This window comes from Streptomyces sp. 142MFCol3.1 (assembly GCF_000424945.1).
Classification (GTDB): Bacteria; Actinomycetota; Actinomycetes; order Streptomycetales; family Streptomycetaceae; genus Streptomyces; species Streptomyces siamensis.
This window is the reverse complement of record NZ_AUKV01000036.1, coordinates 24243-42381: the sequence shown is the minus strand read 5'-3', so window position 1 is coordinate 42381 and position 18139 is coordinate 24243. Positions and strand designations below refer to the sequence as shown.

Genomic DNA, 18139 nt, shown 5'->3' with positions numbered 1-18139 from the left:
CAGCGCGGTCGCCGGCTCCTTCACGGTGGTCTCGGCGCGCTCCCCCAGCAGGAGCATGACACTGCGGGTAGGTGAGGCCGGGTTCTCGAGCAGCGGACGGTACGCGGCGGTCACCGACCGCCGCGCGGCGCGAAGCAGAGCTGGTCGCCGATCAGCAGGCACCGGTGGGAGCTGCGGGGCACCGCCGTCTCGGGATCCTGTCGATTCGTCACGCGCCCATCGCCACGGAGCGCGGGTCGAACCCGAAGGGCAGCTCCAGGCGGTGCGTGCGCATCAGCTCGTCGTCACCGAGCAGTTCACTGGTCCTCCCGTCGGCGGCGATCACGCCCTCGCTCAGGACGAGGGCGCGGGGGCACAGTTCGAGGGCGTAGGGCAGATCGTGCGTGACCATGAGGACGGTGACGTCCAGCGAGCGCAGGATGTCGGCGAGTTCGCGCCGGGAGGCCGGGTCGAGGTTGGAGGAGGGCTCGTCCAGGACGAGGATCTCCGGCTCCATCGCGAGGACGGTCGCGACCGCCACCCGGCGCCGCTGCCCGAACGACAGGTGGTGCGGGGGACGGTCGGCGAAGGCCGCCATGCCGACCGCTTCCAGCGCCGTGCGGACGCGTTCCTCCAGTTCGGCTCCCTTGAGGCCGGCCGCGGCAGGTCCGAAGGCGACGTCCTCACGCACCGTCGGCATGAAGAGCTGGTCGTCCGGGTCCTGGAACACGATGCCGACCTTGCGGCGGATCTCCGCCATGTTCCGCTTGCCGACCGGGAGACCGGCCACCGTCACCGTGCCGGCACCGCCGGTCAGAATGCCGTTGAGGTGCAGGACGAGCGTGGTCTTGCCGGCGCCGTTCGGGCCGAGCAGCGCGACGCGTTCGCCGCGCTCGATGCGCAGGTCCACGCCGAACAGGGCCTGGTGGCCGTCGGGGTAGGCGAAGGCGAGGCCGGAGACCTCCAGAGAAGCTGTCACAGTGTCCATCCCAGCAGACATACGACGAGGGCGGCGAACGGCAGGGCGAGCGCGTGGGTCCACTGCGCCCGGGACGCGGTCACCTCGTCGATGACCGGCATGGAGCCGGCGTAGCCGCGGCTCACCATGGCGAGGTGCACGCGCTCGCCCCGCTCGTAGGACCGGATGAAGAGCGCGCCCGCCGACTTGGCGAGCACACCCCAGTGCCGCACGCCGCGGGCCTCGAAGCCGCGCGACTCCCGCGCGATGCGCATCCGCCGCATCTCGTCGGTGATGACGTCGCCGTACCGGATCATGAAGGAGGCGATCTGCACGAGGAGCGGCGGGAGCCTGAGCCGCTGAAGGCCGAGCAGCAGTTCGCGCAGCTCGGTGGTCGAGGCCAGCAGCACCGAGGCGGCCACGCCCAGCGTGCCCTTGGCCAGGACGTTCCACGCGCCCCACAGGCCGTTCACGCTCAGCGACAGCCCGAGGACGTCCACCCGCTCGCCCTCGGCGACGAACGGCATCAGCACCGCGAAGGCGACGAACGGGATCTCGATCAGCAGCCGCTTGAGCAGGAACCCGGCGGGTACGCGCGCCGCGTACGCGACGGCCGCGAGGAGCACGGCGTACAGCGCGAACGCCCACATCGCCTCGCGCGGGGTGGAGACGACCACGACCACGAAGGCGAAGCACGCCGCGAGCTTGGTGTGCGGAGGCAGCGTGTGGACGGGCGAGTGCCCGTGGCGGTAGAGGCGGTGTGCGTGCCCCGCGCCCACGTCAGGCCACCTGGGAGGTGGACGAGGGGGACACGTCCTCGGACGTACGGCGTCTGCGGACCGCCCAGAAGACCGCGCTGCCCGCGACGACGGTGACGCCGACGCCGATCACGCCCGCGAGACCGCCGGAGATCCGGGCGTCGGAGACGTCCTTGACGCCGTATCCGGCGAGCGGGGAGTCCTCCGTCACGTGCTTCCCGGTCCTCGTGTCGATGCCCTTGTCCTTGGCGACCTTCTCCAGGCCGTCGGGGCTCGCGGAGGCGTAGAAGCTGACGAACCCGGCGAGAACGAGGGAGGTGACCAGGCCCGTGATCCACACCTTGCGGTGCGAGGAGCGGGCGGCCGCCGGGGCGGGGACGGTGGCCGGGGCGTCGACGAGCTCCCCGTTCACCCGCAGCCTGAGCCGCTGCTGGAGCCCGCGCGCGCCGTGCACGAGGTCGGGTCGCACGGCGATGACTGCGCCGACCGTCAGCGCGGTGATCGTGGCCTCGCCGATGCCGATGAGGACGTGCACGCCGATCATGGCCGTGGCGACCTTGGCGATCGGGACGTCGGTGGTGCCGCCGACCGCGTAGATGAGCGTGAAGGCCACGGCGGCGGACGGGACGGACAGCAGCGCGGAGACGAAGGCGGCGACCGTCACGGACCGCCGCGTGCGGGGCAGCACCTTCACGAGGCCGCGGAAGGCGGCGTAGGAGACGACCGTGGTGACGATCGCCATGTCGGTGATGTTGACGCCGAGGGCGGTGAGACCGCCGTCGGCGAAGAGGATGCCCTGCATCAGCAGGACGACGGAGACGCAGAGGATTCCCGTGAAGGGGCCTACGAGTATCGCGGCCAGGGCACCGCCGAGCAGGTGTCCGCTGGTCCCGGCGGCGACCGGGAAGTTCAGCATCTGCACGGCGAAGATGAAGGCCGCGACCAGGCCGGCCAGCGGCGCGGTCCGCTCGTCGAGCTCACGGCGGGCACCTCGCAGGCTCACGGCGACGGCACCGGCGGCGACCACTCCGGTGGCCGCGGAGACCGGGGCGTTGATGAATCCGTCAGGTACATGCACCGCTCGATGATAGTGCCTTGTTGCGAATGGCTTGCAAGAGCGATGCACCCTCGAATAATGCCGACCCGCTTTTACGCCCCTGAAACCCGACCGTCAAGGCTCTCCGGAGAGCAACTTCCGTGAGATGTGGCACATTGGAATGGTAGCGGATTCACACATTCCGCTCACGAGCACGCAGCGTAAGGAGTCGGTCCATGCACGCCGTTGAACAGTACGCCCGCGCCCACATCGTCACCGATACCGCCGACTCCCTCGACGACGAACGCCGGACCGTCCCGGTGGCCCTCCGCTACGACCCCGAGGACGACCCCCGCCAGGTGCACATCACGCTGCCCGGCCCCCATGAGTGGACGTTCGAGCGCGAGCTGCTGGAGCAGGGCCTGCGAGGACCCGTCACCAGCGGCGACGTCCGCGTCTGGCCCTGCGGCCGGGTGCAGGCGGTGATGGAGTTCCACTCGGCGAAGGGCGTGGCACTCGTGCAGGTCGACTCGAAGGCGCTGCTGCGCTTCCTGCGCCGCACCTACACGGTCGCCGGCACCCCGGTCGCCCACTGAAAAGCCGCGCTGCCAAGCCCACCACGGGGTGGGCCCGGCAGCCGCCGGCCGTCGCGGGACACGTACCGCCCGACGGTGACCCGGGGATCAGACCCGGGCCAGCGCCCGGTCGTCGTCCTCGTCCCGGCGTCCGCCGTCGAGGCCGCGCAGGCCCTCGCCCTCGACGTCCACGTTGGGCAGCGAGCGGTCGAGCCACTTCGGCAGCCACCAGGCCCGCTTGCCCAGCAGCGCCAGGACCGCCGGGACGATCGCCATACGCACGATGAACGCGTCGAAGAAGACGGCGATCGCGAGACCGAAGCCGATCATCTTGATCATCGACTCGCTGGAGCCGATGAAGCCGGAGAAGACGGCGATCATGATGACCGCGGCCGCCGTGACGACCCGCGCGCCGTGCTTGAAGCCGGTCACGATCGCCTGGCCCGGCTTCTCCCCGTGGACGAACGCCTCACGCATCCGCGTGACGAGGAAGACCTCGTAGTCCATCGCCAGGCCGAAGACCACGCCCACCATGAAGATCGGCATCATCGACATGATCGGGCCGGTCTCCTCGACGCCCATGAGGCCGGACAGCCAGCCCCACTGGAAGACCGCGACGACCGCGCCGAGGGCCGCCATGACGCTGAGCAGGAAGCCGAGGGCCGCCTTCAGCGGGACCAGGACCGAGCGGAACACCACGATCAGCAGCAGGAACGCCAGACCGACCACCAGCGCCAGATAGGGCACCAGCGCGTCGTTGAGCTTCTGCGAGAAGTCGATGTTCATCGCCGTCGAGCCGGTGACCAGGACGCCGGCGCCGGTGTCCGCCTTGATCTCGCCGCCCGCGTCACGGATGGAGTGCACCAGGTCCTCGGTCCTGACCGAGGACGGCTTGGTGTCGGGGATCACGGTGATCGTCGCGGTGTCGCCGGCCTTGTTGTACGCCGCCGGGGTCACCGTCACGACGCCCTTGAGGTCCTTGACCTTGTCGGACACCTCGTCGACGGCCGACTTCGGGGAGTCGCTGGACCTGGCGTCGACGACGACCATCAGCGGGCCGTTGAATCCGGGGCCGAAGCCGTCCGACAGCAGGTCGTACGCGCGGCGCTGGGTGGTCGACGTCGGCTGCGAGCCGTCGTCGGGCAGACCCAGTTCGAGGGAGGTCGCCGGGACCGCCGCCGCGCCCAGGCCCACGACGCCGAGGAGCAGTACGGCGAGCGGACGGCGCACCACGAAGCTCGCCCAGCGGGTGCCCATGTTCGGCCGGGGCGCCTTCTTGGCGGCGCGCCCGCCACCGAGCAGCCTGCTCTTCTTGCCCGCGGGCTGGACCTTCCCGCCCGCGTATCCGAGCAGGGCGGGGATCATCGTCAACGCGATCAGCACGGCGATGGCGACCGTGCCCGCCGCCGCGACACCCATCTTCGTCAGCATCGGGATGTTGACGACCGACAGGCCGACCAGCGCGATCACGACCGTCAGGCCCGCGAAGACCACCGCGGAGCCCGCGGTGCCGACGGCCCGTCCGGCCGCCTCCTCGCGCTCGCGGCCCTCGGCCAGCTCGGCCCGGTAGCGGGAGACGATGAAGAGGGCGTAGTCGATGCCGACGGCGAGGCCGATCATCATGGCCAGGGTCGACGTGGTGGTGCCCAGGTCGAGGGCGTTCGCGAGGGCGGCGATGGTGGAGACGCCGATGCCCACGCCGATCAGCGCGGTCAGCAGCGGTAGTCCGGCCGCGATCAGCGAACCGAAGGTGATGACGAGGACGACCGCGGCGATCGCGATGCCGATGATCTCGGTGGACCCGGTCTCGGGCGTCGCCTGCAGCGCGTCACCGCCCACCTCGACGGTCAACCCGGCGTCCCGCCCGTCCTGCGCCGCCGTCTCCAGGGCGTCCTTCGAGGAGTCCTTCAGCTCCATGCCGGAGACCTTGTACTTCACCGCCGCATAGGCGACCGAGCCGTCCTTGCTCACGGCCTTCGCCTTGAACGGGTCGGCGACGGAGGTGACCTCGGAGCCGCTCGCGAGCTCCTTGACGGTCTTCTTGACGGTGGCCTTGTTGGCCTTGTCCGTCATCTTCTCTCCGCTCGGCGCCTTGAAGACGACGCGCGCGGTCGCTCCGTCGGCGCTCGTGCCGGGGAAGCGGTTCTCCAGCAGGTCGAAGGCCTTCTGCGCCTCGGTGCCGGGGATCGAGAAGGAGGACGGGCCCGGTGCGGGCGCGGAGGCGGCGCCGACGCCCGCGAGCGTCAGCAGCGCCACCCAGATCAGGGCGGCGAAGTGCCGTCGCCGGAAGGCGAGTCGGCCGAGTTTGTAGAGGAACGTGGCCACGAGGGCGTTCTCCCGGTCAGGTCGTGGGATGGCAGGGGCTGGTGTGATCGCCCGGTGGGGCAGGGGTGATCAGCCCGACGACGTGAGCGGTCGCGTCAGGTGCGCTGGCAGGGGCAGATCGGAAAGTGGTGAGTCAGGCGCCGAGAGCGGGGAGGATCACGGCGTCGACGTAGGAGGCGAGGAACTCCTGGGTGGGCGGGCGCTGGTCGATGATTCCGCGGACCGCGAAGGCACCGATCAGCATGTGCAGCACGTAGTCCTGCGCGGGGTTGTCCGGGCGGATCTCCCCGCGCTGGACGGCGCGCCGCAGTACCGCGCGCAGTTCCTCGGTCTCGGGATCGATGATGAGCTCCCGGAAGGCCTGCAGGAGATCGGGATTTCCGTGCAGTGCCATGGCCAGGCCCCGCATGAGCGCGGAGTTCTGCTCCATCCGGCAGTCGTCCTCACGCGTCACCATCGCGTGGAAGTCACCCCGCAGGGACCCGGTGTCGACATCGCCGGCGGACGTCTTCATGTGCCGGATCGCCTTGGCGACGAGCTCGGCCTTTCCGCCCCACTGACGGTAGAGGGTGGCCTTGCTGGACCGGGTGCGGGAGGCCACGGCGTCCATGGTGAGGGCGTCGTAGCCGACCTCGCGGAGCAGGTCGAGCACGGCGCCGTACAACTCGGCCTCGCGCTCCGGCGTGATCCGGCTGCGGCGCACCGTCGCGGCTTCAGCCATCCCACTCACCTTCCCTGCTCCGAAAGACTGCGCGTACATCTTCTGTGTACGTCCATGAAGATACCCTCGACGTAAGCGAAACGAAACAGTTTCGTACGTGTGTTGGGTCACGTCTCCGATCGCACGAGTTGCCGGGGGTCGCCGAGCGGAAAAGCATGGGGACGTGAGCGACGAGTACGAGGACCAGTCCCAGACGTCGGCCCCGGACGGCGACGCGCCCGGCTACCTGCGCTTCCCGCACGTCAGCGGCGACCTGCTCTGTTTCGTCGCCGAGGACGACCTGTGGGTGGCGCCCCTCGGCAGCCCCGGCCGCGCCTGGCGGGTCACCGTCGACCGCACCAAGGTCGGCCACCCCCGCTTCTCCCCCGACGGCCGGCACATCGCGTACACGAGCTGGCGCAGCCTCGTGCCGGAGATCCACCTGGCGCCGGTCGCCGGCGGCCCCGGCAGACGGCTCACCTACTGGGGCAGCTCGGACACCAAGGTCTGCAGCTGGTCCCCCGACGGCGACATCCTCGCCGTCGCCTCGCACGGCCAGCCCTTCTCCTACTTCACCTGGGCCTACAAGGTCCCCACCGACGGCGACCCCGGCGGCAAGCTGCCCTGGGGGCCGGTCGCCGACATCGCGGTCGCCGACTTCGAGGGCGAGCGAAAGACGCTGCTGCTGACCGGCACCCCGCCGCACGAACCCGCCTCCTGGAAGCGCTACCGGGGCGGCGCGATGGGGCGCATCTGGCTGCACGGCCGGCATCTGCTCGCCGACATCGAAGGACATCTGTCCTGCCCCATGTTCGCGGGCGGGCGGATCGCCTTCCTCTCCGACCACGAGGGCATCGGCAATCTGTACTCGTGCGCGTACGACGGCAGCGACCTGCGCCGCCACACCGACCACGACGCCTTCTACGCCCGGCACGCCGCCTCCGACGGCACCCGGGTCGTCTACCAGTGCGCGGGCGACCTGTGGATCGTCGACGACCTGACCGCGCACTCCATCCCGCGCCGCCTCGACGTACGCCTCGGTGGCCCGCGCGCCGGCCGCCGCACCTACCAGGTGCCCGCGACGCAGAACGTCGACAGCATCTCCGTGGACGAGACGGGCCGCGCCAGCGCCGTCGTCGTCCGCGGCAGCCTGTACTGGCTCACGCACCGCGACGGGCCGGCCCGCACCATCGTCGACACCCCGGGCGTACGGGTCCGGCTGCCGGAGATGCTCGGCTCGGGCGGACAGGTCGCCTACATCACCGACGCGGACGGCGAGGACGCCATCGAGATCGCCTACCTGCCGCGCGCGAGCGGCGAACGCGAGCCGCGCCGCCTGGCCTCCGGCGAACTCGGCGTGGTGCAGGAGCTCGTGTCGGACCCGGCGGGCGAGCGGCTCGCCATCGCCTCGAACGACGGGCGGCTGCTGCTCGCCGACGCGACCGAGGAGTCCAACGGCGAGGTCACCGAGCTGATCCGGTCGATCAACGGACCCGTGCGTGACCTCGCCTTCTCACCCGACGGGGCGTGGGTGACCTGGTCCCATCCCGGGATCGGCCGCTCGCTGCGGCAGATCAAGATGGCGCGGATAAAGGACCGCCTGATCGTCGACGTCACCAACGGCCGCTTCGAGGACGAGAACCCCGTGTTCACGCGCGACGGCCGCTACCTGGCCTTCCTGTCCTGGCGCGGCTTCGACCCCGTCTACGACGTGCACACCGGGGACCTGTCCTTCCCGCTCGGCTGCCGCCCGTACCTGGTGCCGCTGTCCTCCGCCACACCCTCCCCCTTCGCGCTCAACCCGGACGGGCGGCCGGTCGCCGGAGGCCTGGACCCGGTCGAGGACGAGGGCGGGGACGGCGCGGTCACCGTCGAACTCGAAGGCCTGGAGAGCCGGGTGACGCCCTTCCCGGTCACCGCTTCCAAGTACTCGGCGCTCCACCCGGTCGCGGGCGGCGGCCTGGTCTGGCTGCGCTGGCCGATCTCCGGCGCGCTGGGCGAGACCTTCGCGAACCCCGACGACATGACCGGCCGCCCCACCCTGGAGTTCTTCAACATCACGAAGGCGAAGAAGTCCGAACTCGTCTCGCACCTGGACTGGTTCGCGGTGAGCGGCGACGGGGCCCGGCTGGTGGTCGCCGACGAGGGCGACCTGCGAGCCGTGCCCTCCACCGAGGCCGGCGACAGCGACTCCACGGTCTGGATCGATCTGCGCCGCATCCTGCACGAGGTCGACCCGCCCGCCGAGTGGCGCCAGGCCTACGCGGAGGCGGGCCGCATCACCCGCGCCTACTTCTGGGAACCGGACATGTGCGGCGTCGACTGGGACGCGATCCTGGACCAGTACCGCCCCCTGGTCGAACGGGTCGCCTCGCCCGACGAGTTCGCGGACCTGCTGCGTGAGGTCCTCGGCGAACTGGGCACGTCGCACGCGTACGTGGCCGCCGCCCGCCGCAACGAGGGCCCGGCCCACTACCAGCGCTGGCAGGGCCTGCTGGGCGCCAACTTCGTACGCCGCGACGGCAACTGGATGCTCAAGCGCATCCTGCCCGGCGACTCCTCCGACTCCAAGGCGCGCTCACCGCTCGCCGGCTCGGGCATCCGCGAGGGCGCGGTGCTCACCCATGTCGACGGGCGTCCGGTGGACCCGGTGACGGGCCCCTACCCGCTGCTGGCGGGCTCGGGCGGCACGACGGTGGAGCTGACGTTCACGCCCGCCGCGGGCGAGGGCCGGTCGCGGCGGGTGGCCGTCGTGCCGCTGATCGACGAACGGCCGCTGCGCTATCAGGACTGGGTGGCCAAACGCCGCGAGGTCGTAAGGGAGTTGAGCGGCGGCCACTGCGGCTATCTGCACATCCCGGACATGGGCGGCTCGGGCTGGGCCCAGTTCAACCGCGATCTGCGGATGGAGGTGTCCCGCCCGGCACTCATCGTGGACGTGCGCGGCAACGCGGGCGGCCACATCAGCGAACTCGTCGTCGAGAAGCTGACCCGCACGATCCTGGGCTGGGACCTGACCCGCAACGCCCAGCCGGTGTCGTACGCCTCGAACGCGCCGCGCGGACCGGTGGTCGCGCTGGCCGACGAGGCGACGTCGTCGGACGGCGACATGATCACCGCGGCGTTCAAGCTGCTGAAGCTGGGGCCCGTGGTGGGTCAGCGCACCTGGGGCGGCGTCGTCGGCATGACCGGCCGCCACCGTCTCGGCGACGGCACGGTGATCACGGTTCCGATGAACGCGGCCTGGTTCGACGCGTACGGCTGGTCCGTCGAGAACCGGGGCGTCATCCCGGACCTGGAGATCCTGCGCACCCCGCTCGACTGGGCGGAGGGCCGCCACGCCCAGCTCGACGACGCGATCCAGCTGGCCTTGGACCTCCTGAAGTCCCACTCCGCGGCCTCTCCGCCGGACTACTCCACGGTCCCCAACCGCTCCCGCCCCAAGCTCCCTCCGAGACCCCACCAGTAGCCAGGGGGCCTCCAGCAGGGCTCCCCCCGGGGGGCCAGGGTTCGCGGTGCACCGCGGGAGCCCGGTGCCGATCGCGTAGTTCCCCGCGCCCCTGACGGGGCTACCACCGCTCTCGGACCGCCCGCCCCGCAGGGACGCGAGGATCCACACGACCAGACACACACCCCGGGCTCGCGAGGAACTGCGCGCCCAGCCCCTCACCCACCGCACAGAACCACGCGAGGAACTGCGCGACCAGCCACACCCCACCCGCAGAAGGCGACGAACCCACAACCACCCACCCCCAGGAGCGCGGGGAACTGCACGCCCAGCCCCCCACCCACCGCACGAGGCAACGAACCCACGCCCCCCACTCCCGTGGCCCCACCCACCCACACAAAAGAAGCGGGGTGCCCACCCGCAAAGGGGGCACCCCACTCCCGGCTCAAGCGAGCGCAGCGACTAGGCGTCGTAGTCCTGGTCGAAGCGGTCCTGCGCCTCACGCTGGGTACGCTCCGCGTCCGGCGTGGAGCGGTCACGGCCCTGCTGGCCACGCTCGCGGCCCTGCTGGGCGCGCTCGCCGCCCTGCTGAGGACGCTCGTGACCCTGGGGCGAGCGCTCGTGACCCTGCGGCGAACGCTGGCCCGGCTCCTGGCGGGCGTCGCCCATCTTCTTCTTCGCCTGCTGCTTCATCTGCTCGGCCTTCTCCTTGAACTGGTCCTGCATGCCCATGAGATTCACTCCCGTTTCGGGTGAGGGGGATCGGGCTCGACCAGACTGACACGGCACGACTACGCACGCATTTCGATCAGTCACGCATGGTGACCAACCCAGGGAAGCCGCAGGTCACTTGTGTGTCCGCTCCTCCTCGTCGGCAGCCCCGCCGGCCCCGACCAACCCGGTGCGGACCTCGCCCAGCCGCGGCTCGAACCGGCGCATCTCGCGCTGCCCGACCGCCCCGATGATGCCGGGCAGACAGCCGCGGATGCCCTGCATGCCGCGCAGCCACCACTGCGCGTACACATGGCTGGAGCGGCGCTCGATCCCGGCGACGATCCGGTCGACGGCCGGGCCCAGCGGATAGGTCTTGTTGGAGGGCCACGGCAGCCGCTGCCGCAGTTCGCGCATGACCTCGTCCTGGTCGGCGCCGCGCACCATGTCGGTGTCGGTCCACGACAGGTACCCGACGCCGACGCGTACGCCCTTGTAGCCGACCTCGGCGCGCAGGCTGTGCGCGTACGCCTCCACGCCCGACTTGGACGCGCAGTACGCGGTCATCATCGGGGCGGGCGTGATCGCCGCGAGCGAGGCTATCTGGAGCAGGTAGCCCCGGCTCTCCGTCAGCACGGGCAGGAACGCCCGGGCTGTCACCGCCGATCCGATGAGGTTCACCTCGATCACCCGCCGCCAGGCGACGGGGTCGGAGTCGACGAACGGCCCGCCGCTGGCGACACCGGCGTTCGCGACGACGATGTCCACCTTGCCGAACCGCTGCTTGACCTCCTCGGCGACCCGCGCCATCGCCTCGTGGTCGGTGACGTCGGCGTACCAGTGGCCGCTCTCGCTGTGCAGCCGCTCCGAGACCTGCTTGAGCGCGTCCGCCTCCAGTCCGACGAGCGCGACCTTCGCGCCGCGTGCGGAGAGCTTGCGCGCGAGGAGTTCACCGACGCCCCGCGCCGCTCCCGTGACGACCGCGACCTGTCCCTCCAGGCTCACCCTGCTGCTCATGCGCCCTCCTTGATCTCCGCGCCGTCCGCGGCGCCCGTCGCCGCGCCGCCCGCGCTGTCCGTGTACGCCGAGACGAGCTCGCGTATGCGGGAGGTCACCGACTCCGGTGCCTCCACCGGCGTCATGTGCCCGAGTCCCGGCAGCTCGGTGGCACCGACGCAGTTCGGCAACGCCGCCACGAGGGCGCGCGCGTGCACGACCGGGGTCAGCCGGTCCGCCGTCCCCGCGACCACGACCGTGGGCACCCGCAACTCCCCGACGCCGTGGTCGAGATCGAGCGCTTCGAGGACGGCCGACCAGGCGTGCCGCACCTTGCGCGGGCAGGCGTGCACGATCCGCGCGCACGCCTCGACCATGGCGGGCGACGAACCGGCCCCCATCGTCGCGTACTTGAGGATCCGCCGGGCGAGCGGAGTGACGGGACCGAGCGGCGCCCGGGAGCCGAGGACGGAGCGGGTGAGGCGGGTCCGCAGCCGCCCCGCGCGCATCGGCACCACGCGCGCCTCGGCGACCAGCCGCGAGCTGCCCGTGCTGCACAGCAGGGCCGCCGCGGCGTGCTCCCGGAAGCGCGGCCTGGCCGAGGCGGCCATGAGCGTCATACCGCCCATGGAGTGCCCCGCCAGGACGGCCTTCTGGCCCGGTGCGAGGGTGGCGGCGAGCACCGCCTCCAGGTCGTCGGCGAGCGCTTCGGTGCTGCACACGGCGCTCGCGGGACTGCGTCCGTGCCCGCGCTGGTCGTAGGCGACGACCCGGTGGTCGGCCGCGAGGTCACGGATCTGCGCCGCCCAGAAGGCGGTGGAGCAGGTCCATCCGTGCGCGAGGACGACGGTGGGCGCGTCCTCGGGGCCGTGCACCTCGACGTGCAGCCGCGCGCCGTCGGCGGAGACGGCGGTCAGTTCCCGGGCCGGCACGGGAGGCGCGTACGCCCCGTGCACCACGTGCGTCAGTCGGCTCACGCCCCTGCCTCCACCGTGTTCCTGCGGGTGCCCTTGCGGCGCGGCTCCGGCGCGTCCCGGGGCTCGGGCGCGCGCAGCACCTCGTACTCCCCGAGGTCGACGCGGCGTGTGGCGCTGCGGAACTCGCTCGTCGTACCGGGCCAGATGGTGGTGTTGACGCCATTGGCGTCGAGGTACCAGCTGGTGCAGCCGCCGGTGTTCCACACCGTGCGCTTCATGCGTTCCTGGACCCGGTCGTTCCAGGCGTCCACCGCGGCGGGGCGCGCGTCGAGGGCGGCGCGGCCCCCGAGGACGTCCAACTGCCGTACGAAGTCGGCCATGTAGTTCAGCTGGGACTCGATCATCAGGATCATGGACGAGTTCCCGAGACCCGTATTGGGCCCGATGATCGTCATCCAGTTGGGGAAGCCGGCCGCGGTGGCGCCGCGCAGCGACTTCATCCCGGTGCTCCACGCCTCGGCGAGCGTCCGGCCGTCCGCGCCGACGACCCGTTCGGCGATCGGCATGTCGGTGACGTGGAAGCCGGTACCGAAGACGATCGCGTCGGCCTCGGCCCTGCTGCCGTCGGCGGCGACGAGGGTCGAGCCGTCGATCTCGGCCAGCCCGGAGGCCACCACGTCGACATTCGGCCGGGTCAGCGCGGGGTAGTAGGTGTTGGACAGCAGGATCCGCTTGCAGCCGATCCGGTAGTCGGGGGTCAGCTTCGCGCGCAGCGCCGGGTCCTTCACGGCACGCGCGATGTTCCGCTTGGCCAGCCGCTCCACCAGGCCGAGCTCGTCGGGCCGTTTGGTGAACGCCTGGACCTGCAACTCCCTGATGCCCCACAGGAGTCCGCGCCGGGCCTGGGTGGTGAACGGCAGCTGCCGGTGCAGCCACCGCTCGGCCCCGCTGATGGCCCGGTCCACGCGCGGCATCACCCACGGCGGGGTGCGCTGGAAGAGCGTCAGCCGCTCCACGTCGGGCTGGATGGACGGCACGATCTGGATGGCGGAGGCGCCGGTGCCGACCATGGCGACGCGCTTGCCACGCAGGTCGTAGTCGTGGTCCCAGCGGGCCGAGTGGAAGACCTTGCCGGGGAAGGTGTCGATCCCCGCGATGTCCGGGACCTTGGGGTCGGAGAGCGGCCCGGTGGCGGACACGACGACGTCGGCCGTGAGGTGGCCGCCGCTGGTCTCGATGGCCCAGTGCAGCTTCTCGGCGTCCCAGGTCATCATCTTGACCTCGGAGTCGAAGCGCAGGTGGGACCGGAGCCGGAAGACGTCCGCCACGTGCTCCAGGTAGGCCCGGATGTGCTCCTGACCGGAGAAGGTGCGCGGCCACTCGGGGTTGGGCGCGAACGAGAACGAGTACAGGTGGGAGGGCACGTCGCAGGCGCAGCCGGGGTAGCTGTTGTCGCGCCAGGTGCCGCCCACGCCGCCGGCCCGCTCCAGGACGACGAAGTCGGTGATCCCCTCGCGGCGCAGCCGCACCGCGGCCCCCAGCCCGCCGAAGCCGGACCCGATCACCGCCACCCGTACATGCTCGTGCTCGGTCATCCCGACGCCTCCCTGGGCCGCGCGACTCTGCCAGTGAACACTGGCGCAATGGGGAGAGTAGAGCAGCGGCGTACTGATGGGTAGGGGTCGCGACCGGGAAAGTTACCGGGGGTACGACGTAGGGTGCGGAGGTGGCCGAGGGATCAGGGAAGCGGGGCGCCGGGGCGCGCGAGCGGGGCGTGAGGGCGCGGACGCGACGTGACGACCCGACACGGAAGCACGGCTCGGCGGCGCCGGATCAGCCGGACACCGGCACGGCGGGACGGTCCGAAGGCCTGACACGGGGCCCCGGCGCGACATCGGCCCCGGAAGCGGGCACCGGCCCACGCGTACCGGGAACGACCGGCCCCCGCAGGCGTGAGTACCGGATGGAGGAGCTGGCCAAGGAGGCCGGCATCACCGTCCGCACTCTGCGTTTCTACCGGGAGCGCAAGCTCATACCGCCGCCCCGCCGCGAGGGCCGCATCGCCTGGTACGACGACACCCACCTGGCCAGGCTGCGCACGATCTCGGCACTGCTGGAGCGCGGCCACACCCTCAACGGCATCGCCGAGCTGGCCGAGGCCTTCGACCACGGCCGCGACGTGGGCGAGCTGCTCGGCCTGGGCGAACCCACCGAGGAGACCCCGGTGCGCCTCTCCCCCGAGGCACTGGCCGACGTCTTCGCGGGCCAGGCGACCCCGGAGAACCTCGCCGCCGCCCTCGACCTCGGCTACCTCGGCACCGACGGCGGCGAGATCGTGCACGTCAGCCGCCGCCTGCTCGACGTCTCCGCGGCCCTGGTCCGCGAGGGCATCCCGCTCGCGGACGTACTGCGCGCGGCCCGCCGCGTACGCGACCACGCCGACGCGCTCGCCGAGCTCTTCACCGGCCTCGTCCTCACCCGGGACCGTTCCACCGAGGACCTCCAGCGCCTGCGCCCGCTCGCGAAGAGCGTGGTGGAGGCGGAGCTGTCGATGGCACTGGACCGACGCCTGCGCGCGCACGGGGGCGACCGGGACGCCTGAACCGCTCGGGCGGCGGCCCGACAGCGGCGAGCGGGGACCGGAGGGGGCACGGCACCCCGGGTGGCCGCCTAGTGGTCGTAGACGACGGTGACCGGCGCGTGGTCGGACCACCGCTCCCCGTGGGTCGCCGCCCGCTCCACGTAACCCTTGAGGGCCTTGCCGGCGAGGCCCGGCGTGGCGACCTGGTAGTCGATGCGCCAGCCGGTGTCGTTGTCGAAGGCCCGGCCGCGGTACGACCACCACGAGTAGGGCCCCTCCGCGTCGGGGTGCAGGGCGCGCACGACGTCGACGTAGCCGCCGTCGCCCGCGTCGAAGACCTGCCCCATCCAGGCCCGCTCCTCGGGCAGGAAGCCGGAGTTCTTCTTGTTGCCCCGCCAGTTCTTGAGGTCGGCCTCCTGGTGGGCGATGTTCCAGTCGCCGCAGACGACGACCTCGCGCCCGTCGGCGGCGGCCCGCTCCCTGAGCACCTTCAGATGGGCCAGGAACGCCTCCATGAAGCGGACCTTCTCGTCCTGCCGCTCGGTGCCGACCTCGCCGGAGGGCAGATAGAGGCTGGCCACGGTCACGCCGGGCAGATCGGCCTCGACGTAGCGCCCTGCGGTGTCGAACTCCTCGGACCCGAAGCCGATCCGGACGCTGTCGGGCTCACGGCGCGTGTAGAGGGACACACCCGCCCGGCCCTTCGCGGCGGCGGGAGCGTGCACGACGTGCCACCCCTCGGGCGCCCGCACCTCGTCGGGGAGCTGCCCCGGCTCGGCCCGCACCTCCTGGAGGCAGAGCACGTCGGCGGAGGTCTCCGCGAGCCACTCCACGAATCCCTTCTTCGCGGCCGCCCGGAGCCCGTTCACATTCACAGAGGTCACAGTCAGCACCCGGGCACGATACTTAATCCGTAACCCTGACCCTATGCATAGAAGTACGATTTCCTGTATGAATATCCAGCCCGTTCCCTTCGACCACCCCGACGCCGTCAAGCTCAACGACCAGGTGCAGGCCGAATACGCCGAGCGCTACGGCGACGACGGCGACGCCACACCGCTCGACGCGGTGATGTTCGCCCCGCCGCTGGGGCTCTACCTCATCGCGTACGACGAACAGGACCGTCCGGTGGCCACGGGCGGCTGGCGCACCCAGGAGCAGAACGACGAGGGGTACTCCGACGGCGACGCCGAGCTCAAGCGGATGTACGTGATCCCCGAGGCGCGCGGCCTCGGCCTCGCCCGCCGGATGCTGGCCGCGCTGGAGGACGACGCCCGCGCGGCGGGCCGTGCCCGCATGGTCCTGGAGACCGGCTCCAAGCAGCCCGAGGCGGTCGCCCTGTACCGGTCGAGCGGTTACGAGCCCTGCGTGAAGTTCGGCTACTACCGCTTCCACGAGCTGAGCCTCTGCTACGCCAAGGCGCTCTAGCCCCGCGGCCGGCACCGCCGCCCCCTTCGGGCCGGTCTTCTGACCGGCCGTCAGGGCTGCCGTTTTGAGTGCAACGCAAAGATCCCGCCCGATCATGAGATCGGACGGGATCCAGTCAACTGCCCCGAGCAAAGCTCGGAAACAGTGATTGCAGTGGACCTGAGGGGATTTGAACCCCTGGCCCCCTCGATGCGAACGAGGTGCGCTACCGGACTGCGCCACAGGCCCTTGCAACGAGTGAAACTCTAGCATCCTCATCGAGGTGCTTGGAAATCCGTTCCTGGCAGGTCAGCCGAGGACTCCCGGACAGTTCCCCTCCCACCCGTCACTCGTTGGCCGCACGCGGCCGTTCCCCGTCCTCGTACTGGTCGAAGAGCGGGGTGCGACCGCGCTCACGGGCGCGCCGGGCGGACGCGGCGCGCCGCGCGTCGCTGCGGCCGTCGTCGGCACCCTCCGTGCCGTCGGGGGCCTCCTCCGCCACGGGGGCGGACTCGGGCACGGCCGGTTCCGCGGCGCTGGAGCGCGCGGAACTCCACGCGTCCGGGGCCCCCAGGTCGACGCTGGACGTGGCCCGCGGGGCGACGGGCGCGGTCACGTAGGTCGGCAGCGGAACCGGCACCGGGTCCCAGCTGTCGCCCTGCCCCGGACCGCGCTGACGCTCGCGCTGCTGGTCGACCCACTCGGCGTGGTCGGTCTGCTCGACGAGCGCGCGGCGGTCGGCCGCGAGGGCGGAGAGACCGGTGTCGGTGTCCGTCGCTGGTCCCTCCTCCGGCTCGTCGACACCCTCGTCGAGCGCGGGCCGACGGCGCGGCTGCCGTTCCCTGAGCCGCTGCGCCGCGGCCTCGGCCCGGCGCCGGTCCATGGTGTAGGTGAAGCGCCGCCGCTCCTGGGCCCGCAGGTACACGATGTACCCGCTCAGCAGCATGGCCGGCACGCCCGGAGCCCACAGGAAGGCGAGGCCGCCCACGGCCGCGACGATCGCGCCGAGCGTGAAGGCGAGGAAGAGCAGCACCGTCGTACGCCTGCGGCGCGCGAGCACCTTCGTGCGCCTGGCACGCGCTGCGGCCTCCGCCGACGGCGCGCGGCGCGCCCCGGGTGGCCGCCCGGTCGCGGACGGCGGGGCGGACTGCGGTGCGGGCTTGCCCGGCTGCCTGGGAACGGGTCTGGTGGCGCCCGGCGCCTCCTGTGCGGCGCCGCCCGGTCGGGCGGCGGGCCGCGCTGCCGGCTTCTGCTCCGCCTGGGCCGGCGCCTGCGACTGGACCCGCTCCTGCACCTGCGGCCGGTTCTCGGCATGCGCCTGTGTCCGGGACGGAGGCGCGGCGAAGGCCCGGACGTCCACCGAATCGGTGACGTCGCCCGGGTCGGCGCTGGACTCCCCCTGGTCGGCGGAGCGTGCGCGCAGGTCCTTGGCGTACCGGCGCTCCATACCCGCCCGTCCGGACAGCAGCCGGATGGCGGTGCTGAAGCGTTCCGTCGGACGGGCTTCGTTCAGCTCGTCCTGCCTACGGAGCCACATCGGCACCAAGTAGGCGGCCCAGGCCCCGACGATGACTGCGTAGATGAGGCCGCTGCTGCTCACGCCTCACACGGTAGAGGGGTTTGCATGAGGCCATCTGCCAATTGGGCCGGTGTGTCGCACGATCTGGCTGATATTTCGAGCTTTTTTTGTGACCCATGCGATCAGCAGCTCGCCCTGGAGCGCGAATTTAATGCCCTGAGCCGATCAC

General features: G+C 71.6%; 15 protein-coding genes and 1 tRNA gene. 4 read left to right on the top strand and 12 right to left on the bottom strand.

Annotated features, from left to right (window positions below; all coding sequences use genetic code 11):
• Positions 1 to 208: 208 nt before the first annotated feature.
• From H305_RS0136935 to H305_RS0136925, 3 genes are read right to left on the bottom strand one after another with little or no spacing between them, the layout of a single operon-like run.
• Positions 209 to 967 (bottom strand): energy-coupling factor ABC transporter ATP-binding protein, encoded by a 759-nt coding sequence (locus H305_RS0136935; protein WP_028804877.1) that lies wholly within the window; start codon positions 965 to 967, stop codon positions 209 to 211.
• A complete protein-coding gene (gene cbiQ / locus H305_RS0136930) occupies positions 955 to 1716 on the bottom strand; it encodes a cobalt ECF transporter T component CbiQ (protein WP_028804876.1) in 762 nt (253 codons plus the stop codon). Before cbiQ ends, H305_RS0136935 begins: the two co-directional genes overlap by 13 nt.
• Position 1717: 1 nt before the next feature.
• Complete coding sequence (locus tag H305_RS0136925; protein ID WP_028804875.1) at positions 1718 to 2773, bottom strand: energy-coupling factor ABC transporter permease; 1056 nt, start codon at positions 2771 to 2773, stop codon at positions 1718 to 1720.
• A gap of 194 nt (positions 2774 to 2967) precedes the next feature.
• Between H305_RS0136925 and H305_RS0136920 the strand changes: the two genes are divergently transcribed.
• Positions 2968 to 3327 (top strand): SsgA family sporulation/cell division regulator, encoded by a 360-nt coding sequence (locus H305_RS0136920; RefSeq protein ID WP_028804874.1) that lies wholly within the window; start codon positions 2968 to 2970, stop codon positions 3325 to 3327.
• 87 nt (positions 3328 to 3414) lie between these two features.
• Here H305_RS0136920 and H305_RS0136915 read toward each other — a convergent pair whose 3' ends face one another.
• The gene (locus H305_RS0136915) at positions 3415 to 5631 is read right to left on the bottom strand and encodes an MMPL family transporter (protein WP_037766538.1); all 2217 of its coding nucleotides are present in this window, start codon (positions 5629 to 5631) and stop codon (positions 3415 to 3417) included.
• Between the two features lie 133 nt (positions 5632 to 5764).
• Positions 5765 to 6352, bottom strand: a complete 588-nt coding sequence (locus H305_RS0136910; RefSeq protein WP_028804872.1) for a TetR/AcrR family transcriptional regulator — start codon at positions 6350 to 6352, stop codon at positions 5765 to 5767.
• A 163-nt stretch (positions 6353 to 6515) separates the two neighbouring features.
• Between H305_RS0136910 and H305_RS0136905 the strand changes: the two genes are divergently transcribed.
• Positions 6516 to 9800, top strand: a complete 3285-nt coding sequence (locus H305_RS0136905) for a S41 family peptidase (protein WP_051371387.1) — start codon at positions 6516 to 6518, stop codon at positions 9798 to 9800.
• A gap of 441 nt (positions 9801 to 10241) precedes the next feature.
• Here H305_RS0136905 and H305_RS0136900 read toward each other — a convergent pair whose 3' ends face one another.
• From H305_RS0136900 to H305_RS48170, 4 genes are all read right to left on the bottom strand, one after another.
• Positions 10242 to 10511, bottom strand: a complete 270-nt coding sequence (locus tag H305_RS0136900; RefSeq protein ID WP_037766560.1) for a hypothetical protein — start codon at positions 10509 to 10511, stop codon at positions 10242 to 10244.
• 114 nt (positions 10512 to 10625) lie between these two features.
• A complete protein-coding gene (locus H305_RS0136895; protein WP_028804869.1) occupies positions 10626 to 11507 on the bottom strand; it encodes an SDR family oxidoreductase in 882 nt (293 codons plus the stop codon).
• Positions 11504 to 12463 carry an alpha/beta fold hydrolase gene (locus tag H305_RS0136890; protein WP_028804868.1) on the bottom strand — a complete coding sequence of 320 codons (960 nt, stop codon included), beginning with the start codon at positions 12461 to 12463 and terminating at the stop codon, positions 11504 to 11506. The genes H305_RS0136895 and H305_RS0136890 overlap by 4 nt, the downstream gene beginning before the upstream one ends.
• Entirely contained in the window at positions 12460 to 13998 is a 1539-nt protein-coding gene (locus H305_RS48170; protein ID WP_037766536.1) for a flavin-containing monooxygenase, read from the bottom strand. Before H305_RS48170 ends, H305_RS0136890 begins: the two co-directional genes overlap by 4 nt.
• A 368-nt stretch (positions 13999 to 14366) precedes the next feature.
• On the opposite strand from H305_RS48170, the gene H305_RS48165 reads away from it, so the two are divergent.
• Positions 14367 to 15005 (top strand): MerR family transcriptional regulator, encoded by a 639-nt coding sequence (locus H305_RS48165; protein ID WP_037766535.1) that lies wholly within the window; start codon positions 14367 to 14369, stop codon positions 15003 to 15005.
• Between the two features lie 68 nt (positions 15006 to 15073).
• Here the strand turns inward: H305_RS48165 and H305_RS0136875 are convergent, their stop codons facing one another.
• Positions 15074 to 15877 (bottom strand): exodeoxyribonuclease III, encoded by an 804-nt coding sequence (locus H305_RS0136875; RefSeq protein WP_028804867.1) that lies wholly within the window; start codon positions 15875 to 15877, stop codon positions 15074 to 15076.
• A gap of 58 nt (positions 15878 to 15935) precedes the next feature.
• Here H305_RS0136875 and H305_RS0136870 point away from each other — a divergent pair, with 58 nt between their 5' ends.
• The gene (locus H305_RS0136870) at positions 15936 to 16412 is read left to right on the top strand and encodes a GNAT family N-acetyltransferase (protein WP_028804866.1); all 477 of its coding nucleotides are present in this window, start codon (positions 15936 to 15938) and stop codon (positions 16410 to 16412) included.
• A 154-nt stretch (positions 16413 to 16566) separates the two neighbouring features.
• Here the strand turns inward: H305_RS0136870 and H305_RS0136865 are convergent.
• Together H305_RS0136865 and glpR are read right to left on the bottom strand one after the other, a co-directional pair.
• Positions 16567 to 16640 (bottom strand) — tRNA-Ala (locus H305_RS0136865).
• 97 nt (positions 16641 to 16737) lie between these two features.
• Complete coding sequence (gene glpR / locus H305_RS0136860) at positions 16738 to 17991, bottom strand: gephyrin-like molybdotransferase receptor GlpR (RefSeq protein ID WP_028804865.1); 1254 nt, start codon at positions 17989 to 17991, stop codon at positions 16738 to 16740.
• Between the last annotated feature and the right edge of the window lie 148 nt (positions 17992 to 18139).